Below are 6,265 nucleotides of genomic sequence, written 5' to 3'. Positions count from 1 at the left end.
CCTCGGCTCCGTCCCACAGGCGCCTGGCGGGCGCCCATCCGGGCGGGCGGGGCGGCGCGTCCGGGCGGCCGGTGGTGGCCAGGTACATCATCAGTGGCAGCCGTAGGTCGGGCTGGTGTCCTTGACCTGGCCGTCCGTCCCGACGTAGCTCCAGCCGTAGCCGGAGTCGGTGAAGTCCAGCTTCAGCACGCCGTAGTCACCGCTGATCCGCTTCTGGCTGTTGGGCTGGACCTGCTCGATCGGGTAGGGCTCGGCGCCGCCCATCCCTCCGACGATCTCCACGATGCCGTCCGCGGTCGCCCTGCCGTCCGGATCCTGCGGGGCGAACCGCTCGTAGTGGTGGTCGTGTCCGTTGAGCACCAGGTCGGCGCCGGCGGCGTAGAGGATCCGCCACACCGGCCGGGAGACCGGGTCGTTGCCGTGGCCGCCCGAGGAGTACAGCGGGTGGTGCCAGTAGGCGGCGACGCACTTCTTCGTGTTGGCCGCCAGGTCGGCCTTCAGCCAGTCGGTCTGGGCGCTCTGGTCGAAGGCGTTGGAGTCCAGCGCGACGAAGTGCCAGTTGCCCTCGTCGAAGCTGTACCAGCTCTTGCCCTGCGGGTAGGCGATGCTGCCGAAGTACGCCTTGTAGCCGGCCAGCGACCCGGCCGGGTCGTAGGTCTCGTGGTTGCCCGGCACCGGGTGGGTCTTCGCCTTGAACGCGCCCCAGCTCTTGTCGTAGTAGTTCTTGAAGTCCGCCAACCTGGCGTCGTCGTACTGGTTGTCACCCATCGTCAGGTAGAAGCGCGGGTTGATCCGCTGGGCCAGCGCGGCGGTCTTCGGGTGCGCGCAGCCGCTGTCCGAGGCGGTGCACTGGGCGGCGATGTCACCGGCCGCGACCACCGTGAACGCCCCGCCCGAGGGCCCGGTCGGCGACGGGCCGGTCGGAGAGGGGCCGGTCGGAGAGGGCCCGGCGTCCGGGGTCCCGTACACCTCCAGCTCGTACAGCGAGTACCCGTACGAGGTGGCGCGCGCCGTCCCGTACATCCGGACGTAGCGGCCCTTGCCGGCCAGGCCGGTCCAGTCGTCCGTCCCGCCGTTGCCGGCCTTCTCCTCCGCGATCGGCGTCCAGGTCACCCCGTCCGCCGACACCTCCAGCCGGTACGCCTTGGCGTACGCGGACTCCCAGCTGAGCTTCACCCGCGAGACGGTGGCGCCCGCCCCCAGGTCCACCCGCAGCCACTGCGGGTCCTTCCCCTCCTCGCTCGCCCACCGCGTGGTGGAGCTTCCGTCGAACGCCTTGGCCGCCGCGTACGACGACCCCTCCGTGGAGGAGGCCGTGGCGGCCTTCCCCCGCGAGAGCAGCGGATCGGCCGCCGCTCCCGCCCGCCCGGACCAACCGAGCACCAGGCCGCCGATCAGCACGAGAACGGCGGCGAACACTCCGACATGAACAGGCCTTACCGAGACACCAGGACGCATCCTCGGACTCCCTGACCTCAGAGACGGTGAGAGCTGCACACCGGCGCACACCACGCACGTGCCCACCGGCGAGGGGAGCGTAGTAGAAAGTAAAGTTTCCTGACAATAGCGCCTTCGCGCCGAACTCCCGTCCGAACGAGGGCTCCAGCCCCCTCACACGAGGGCCCGGACCGGTCGCCGGGCGGCCCCCTTCGCCGAAATTTACCCCCGGGGGTATGGTGGAAAGCGAGCAGATACCCCACCGGGTATCTCTGAACCGGAAGCAAACGGACGCAGGAGAGATCCCCATGTTCTTCGCCCAGTACTACCTCGACTGTCTCTCCCAGGCGTCCTACCTGGTCGCCGACGAGGCCACCGGCCGCGCGGTGGTGATCGACCCGCGCCGGGACGTCGACGAGTACGTCGCCGACGCCGAGGCGCACGGCTTCACCGTCGAGGCCGTGATCAACACCCACTTCCACGCCGACTTCCTCGCCGGACACCTGGAGCTGGCGGCGCGCACCGGCGCGTGGATCGGCTACGGGAGCCGGGCGGTGACCGAGTACCCGATCCGCAAGCTCGCCGACGGGGAGCGGATCACCCTGGGCGACGTCACGCTGGAGATCATGGAGACCCCCGGGCACACCCCCGAGTCGATCAGCGTCCTGGTGTTCGAGCACTCCGCGGACCCCGTCCCCTACGGCGTGCTGACCGGCGACGCACTGTTCATCGGCGACGTCGGCCGCCCCGACCTGCTGGCCTCCGTGGGCACCACGGCCGAGGAGCTCGGCCGGATGCTGCACCACAGCGTCCAGCACAAGCTGATGGGCCTGCCCGACGAGGTCCGGGTCTTCCCCGCGCACGGCGCCGGCTCGTCCTGCGGCAAGAACCTCTCCACCGAGCGCCAGTCCACCATCGGCGCGCAGCGTGCCACCAACTACGCCTGCACCCCGATGAGCGAGGAGGACTTCGTCGCGATCGTCACGGCCGGGCAGTCCGCCGCCCCCGGCTACTTCGGCCACGACGCCACCCTCAACCGGCAGGACCGCGGCCTGTTCGACGCCGCGGCCGCCCACCGCCCGCTGACCGCTGAGGAGTTCGCGGCCCGCCTGGACGCCGGGGCGGTCGTGGTCGACGCCCGCAGCCCGCAGGAGTTCGCCGCCGGGCACCTGCGCGGCGCCGTCAACGTCCCCGCCGACGGCCGCTTCGCCGAGCAGGCCGGCGCCGTGCTCGCACCGGAGGCCGACCTGCTCGTCGTCGCCCCGGACGGCCGCGAGGGCGAGATCGTCACCCGCCTCGCCCGCATCGGCTTCGACCGCACCGCCGGCCACCTGGCCGACCCCGAGGCCGCCCTGCCCGCCCTCGCCGACCGGCTCACCCCCGCCGCCCGCCTCACCGTCGAGCAGCTGCGCGGCGCGCTCGCCGACGAGCACCCGCCGCTGGTGCTCGACGTCCGCACCTGCGGCGAGCGCGCGGAGGGCGCCGTCGAGGGCTCCGTGCACATCCCGCTCAACGAGCTCCCCGGCCGCCTCGGCGAGATCCCGGCGGACCGGCCGCTGGTCGTCCACTGCGCCGGCGGCCACCGCTCCTCCATCGCGGCCAGCCTGCTCCGCCACCACGGCCGCGGCGAGGTCGCCGACCTGCTGGGCGGCTACGCCGCCTGGGACGCGGCCGGCTGAGCCCGGCGGCCACGAGCGAGGAGGACGACAACGGTGAGCGAGGAGGAGGACACGGTGAAGGACACGGTGAAGGACACGGCGAACGGACCGACCGTACGGGTCGACGACGACGCGGCGGGCGCGGTGCTCAACCGGCTGCGCCGGGCCCAGGGCCAGCTCGCCGGCGTGATCGCGATGATCGAGGCCGGGCGGGACTGCCGCGACATCGTGACGCAGTTGGCCGCCGCCTCCCGCGCCCTCGACCGGGCCGGGTTCAAGATCGTGGCCAGCGGCATGCGCCAGTGCACGGCCGCGGACGGCGACACGCCGCCGATGAGCGAGACCGAACTGGAGAAGCTCTTCCTCACCCTCGCCTGACCCCGCCGCCTCTCCCCCAGGAATGGAGCACCCCGTGGACTACGGGATCCCCGTCACCCTCGACCTGCCCTTCGCCGAGACCGTCGAACGCGTGCGCGCCGCGCTCGCCGAGCAGGGCTTCGGCATCCTCACCGAGATCGACATCCGCGCGACCCTGCGGGCCAAGCTCGGCGCGGAGACCGAGGACTACGTCATCCTCGGCGCCTGCAACCCGCCGCTGGCGCACCGCGCCCTCCAGGCGGACCGGCGCATCGGACTGCTGCTGCCGTGCAACGTCGTGGTCCGCGCGGACGGCGCCCGCACCGTCGTCGAGGCGATGGACCCGCAGCTGATGGTCCGGGTCACCGGACAGCCCGAGCTGCAGGCCGTCGCCGACGAGGCGGCCGCCCGGCTGCGCGCCGCGCTGGCCGCGCTCACCGGCTGAGACGCGGTGCCGCCCGAGCGGCCGCACGTGGGAGGAACCTGACGGGGCCCGCCCGGAGCGGGCCCCTTCTTTCGGCCTCCCCTATACCCCCACCCGTATTTTCGCGCCCGTTCGGGCGCAGCAGGAACGGAGCAACCCGTGAAGCACCCGGCCCCCACGCCCGTCCGGCCGGCCGCCGCCGCGCCGGCCGACCCGGCCCCTCCCCCGGGCCTGCTCGGACGGCTCGGCACCTGGTCCGTCCGCCACTTCAAGGCCGTGCTGGCCGGCTGGCTGCTGGTCGTCGTCGGCCTCGGCGCCTTCGCGCCCCAGGTGACCTCGGCCCTGTCCGGGGCCGGCTGGCAGGCCGACGGATCGGAGTCGGTGAAGGTCCGGCAGGTCGCCGAACAGCACTTCGCCGGGAACGCCTCCTCGGCGCTGCAGATCGTGGTCGCCGCCGACCGGCCGGTCACCGAGCCGGACGTCCAGCGGGTGATCGCCCGAGCGGGCGAGATCGCGGCGGCCGACCCCCGCGTCTCCACCGTGGTGGCGCCGCAGCCCGGCGCGACCGTCTCCCCGGACGGCCGGACCGCCGTGCTGCTCGCCGGCGCCGACGCCTCCCCCGACGACATGGTCCGGGCCGCCGACGACCTCAAGGGCCCGCTGAACGCCCTCTCCGGCGAGGGCGTCGACGTCCACGCCACCGGCGCGTCCGTGCTGTGGAGCGACTTCAACAAGGCCAACCACGACGCCATGATGAAGTCCGAGATCATGTCCTGGCCGGTCACCCTGGCCATCCTGGTCCTCGCCTTCGGCTCCCTGGTGGCCGCCGGTCTGCCGCTGCTGCTCACCATGGCAGGCCTCGCCGCCTCGGCCGGCTCGCTGGTCCTCATCAGCCACCTGTTCCCGGTCTCCGTCTGGGCGATGAACTTCGCGATGATGTTCGCCCTCGCCCTCGGCATCGACTACGCGCTGTTCCTGGTGGTCCGCTTCCGCAGCGCCCGGAAGGCGGCCGCCCGCCGGAACCCGGGGCAGGACGGCCGGCTCGCCTCCACCGCGGCGGTCGCCGAGACGATGGACACCGCCGGCAAGGCCGTCCTGCTGTCCGGTGCGACCGTCCTGGTCAGCCTCTCGGCCGTGATGCTGGTGCCGTCCCCCGCGTTCCGTTCGATGGCCGGCGGCATCATGCTCGCCGTCCTGTTCGTGCTCGCCGCCACCCTCACCCTGCTGCCCGCCGTGCTCGGCCGGCTCGGCCACCGCGTCGACTCCCTCGCCCTGCCGTGGGTGAAGTCCGGCGAGCACCGTTCGCCGCGCTTCGCCGCCTGGGGCGAGCGACTGTGGAAGCACCCGCTGCGCTACGGCGCCCTGGCGCTCGCCGCGCTGATCGCGCTGGCCGCGCCCGTCATCGGCCTGCGGACCGCGATGCCCTCCATCACGGTGCTTCCCGAGGACGCCAGCGCCCGCGCCGGCTACACCGCCGTCCAGCAGGCCTTCGGCCCCGGAGCGCCCGGCGCCCTGCAGATCCTCACCCCGGCGGACCGGGCCGCGGCGGTCGCCGCCGACGTCGCCGCCACTCCCGGGATCGCCGGCGTGATGCCCGCGCAGCCGGCCTCCGACGGCTCCGGCTGGTCGATCGTCCAGGCCGTGCCGACCGTGGACCCGTCCAGCCCCGATCTGGGCCGCACCGTCGACGCGCTGCGCGCCGAGCTGCCGGCCGACACCCTGGTCGGCGGCGCCGCCGTGGAGAACCTGGACCTCCAGCACCTGCTGACCGAGAAGACCCCCCTGGTCATCGGCGTGGTGATGGGCCTCGGCTTCCTGCTGCTGCTGGTCGCCCTGCGCGCCCCGCTGATCGCGGCGCTCGGCACGGCCGCCAGCCTGCTGTCCACCGGCGCGGCCTTCGGCGTCGCCCGGCTGGTCTTCCAGGACGGCCACGGAGCGGGGCTGCTCGGCTTCACGTCGCAGGGCTTCCTGGACGGCTGGGCGCCGGTGTTCTTCTTCGCGATGATCTTCGCCATCGCGATGGACTACACGGTCTTCCTGCTCGCCTCCGCCAAGGAGCACTACGAGCGCACCGGCGATCCGCGCGAGGCCATGGTCGGCGCGCTGGCCCACTCCGGCCGGGTGATCTTCGCGGCGGCGGGCGTGATGGTCGCGGTGTTCTTCACCTTCGCCCTGTCCGGGCCGCTTCCGCCCAAGGAGATGGGCATCGTGCTCGGCGTCGCCGTCCTCCTGGACGCCGCGCTGGTCCGCCTGGTGCTCCTGCCGGTCCTGCTCCGCCTCACCGGCGCCGCCGCCTGGCGCACGCCGGCCTGGCTCGACCGGGTGCTGCCGAGGATCTCCTTCTCGCACGACTGAGCCCCGTCCGGCCGCGCCCGGCCCGGCCCGCCCC

The 6,265-nt window shown here is 73.5% G+C and carries 5 protein-coding genes; 4 read left to right on the top strand and 1 reads right to left on the bottom strand.

The genetic code is table 11. The features are described from left to right. Positions 1-90 precede the first annotated feature (90 nt). The gene (locus ACFXAM_RS21805; RefSeq protein ID WP_380293659.1) at positions 91-1,419 is read right to left on the bottom strand and encodes a discoidin domain-containing protein; all 1,329 of its coding nucleotides are present in this window, start codon (positions 1,417-1,419) and stop codon (positions 91-93) included. 326 nt (positions 1,420-1,745) lie between these two features. On the opposite strand from ACFXAM_RS21805, the gene ACFXAM_RS21800 reads away from it, so the two are divergent. From ACFXAM_RS21800 to ACFXAM_RS21785, 4 genes are all read left to right on the top strand, one after another. Then, a complete protein-coding gene (locus ACFXAM_RS21800; RefSeq protein WP_380293657.1) occupies positions 1,746-3,116 on the top strand; it encodes a rhodanese-like domain-containing protein in 1,371 nt (456 codons plus the stop codon). 66 nt (positions 3,117-3,182) lie between these two features. After that, complete coding sequence (locus ACFXAM_RS21795; RefSeq protein WP_380293707.1) at positions 3,183-3,473, top strand: metal-sensitive transcriptional regulator; 291 nt, start codon at positions 3,183-3,185, stop codon at positions 3,471-3,473. A 34-nt stretch (positions 3,474-3,507) separates the two neighbouring features. Beyond that, positions 3,508-3,897 (top strand): DUF302 domain-containing protein, encoded by a 390-nt coding sequence (locus ACFXAM_RS21790; RefSeq protein WP_380293655.1) that lies wholly within the window; start codon positions 3,508-3,510, stop codon positions 3,895-3,897. Between the two features lie 138 nt (positions 3,898-4,035). After that, complete coding sequence (locus ACFXAM_RS21785) at positions 4,036-6,231, top strand: MMPL family transporter (RefSeq protein WP_380293653.1); 2,196 nt, start codon at positions 4,036-4,038, stop codon at positions 6,229-6,231. Positions 6,232-6,265 lie beyond the last annotated feature (34 nt).

Origin of the sequence: Kitasatospora sp. NPDC059462 (assembly GCF_042749955.1) — a bacterium.
Lineage (GTDB): Bacteria > Actinomycetota > Actinomycetes > Streptomycetales > Streptomycetaceae > Kitasatospora.
Note: the sequence above shows the minus strand (reverse complement) of the source record. Positions and strands in the feature narration are given on the sequence as shown.

Bases quoted from the DNA above. Each gene is read 5' to 3' on its own strand.
- ACFXAM_RS21800 (WP_380293657.1), top strand. From the start codon at position 1,746: ATGTTCTTCGCCCAGTACTACCTCGACTGTCTCTCCCAGGCGTCCTAC.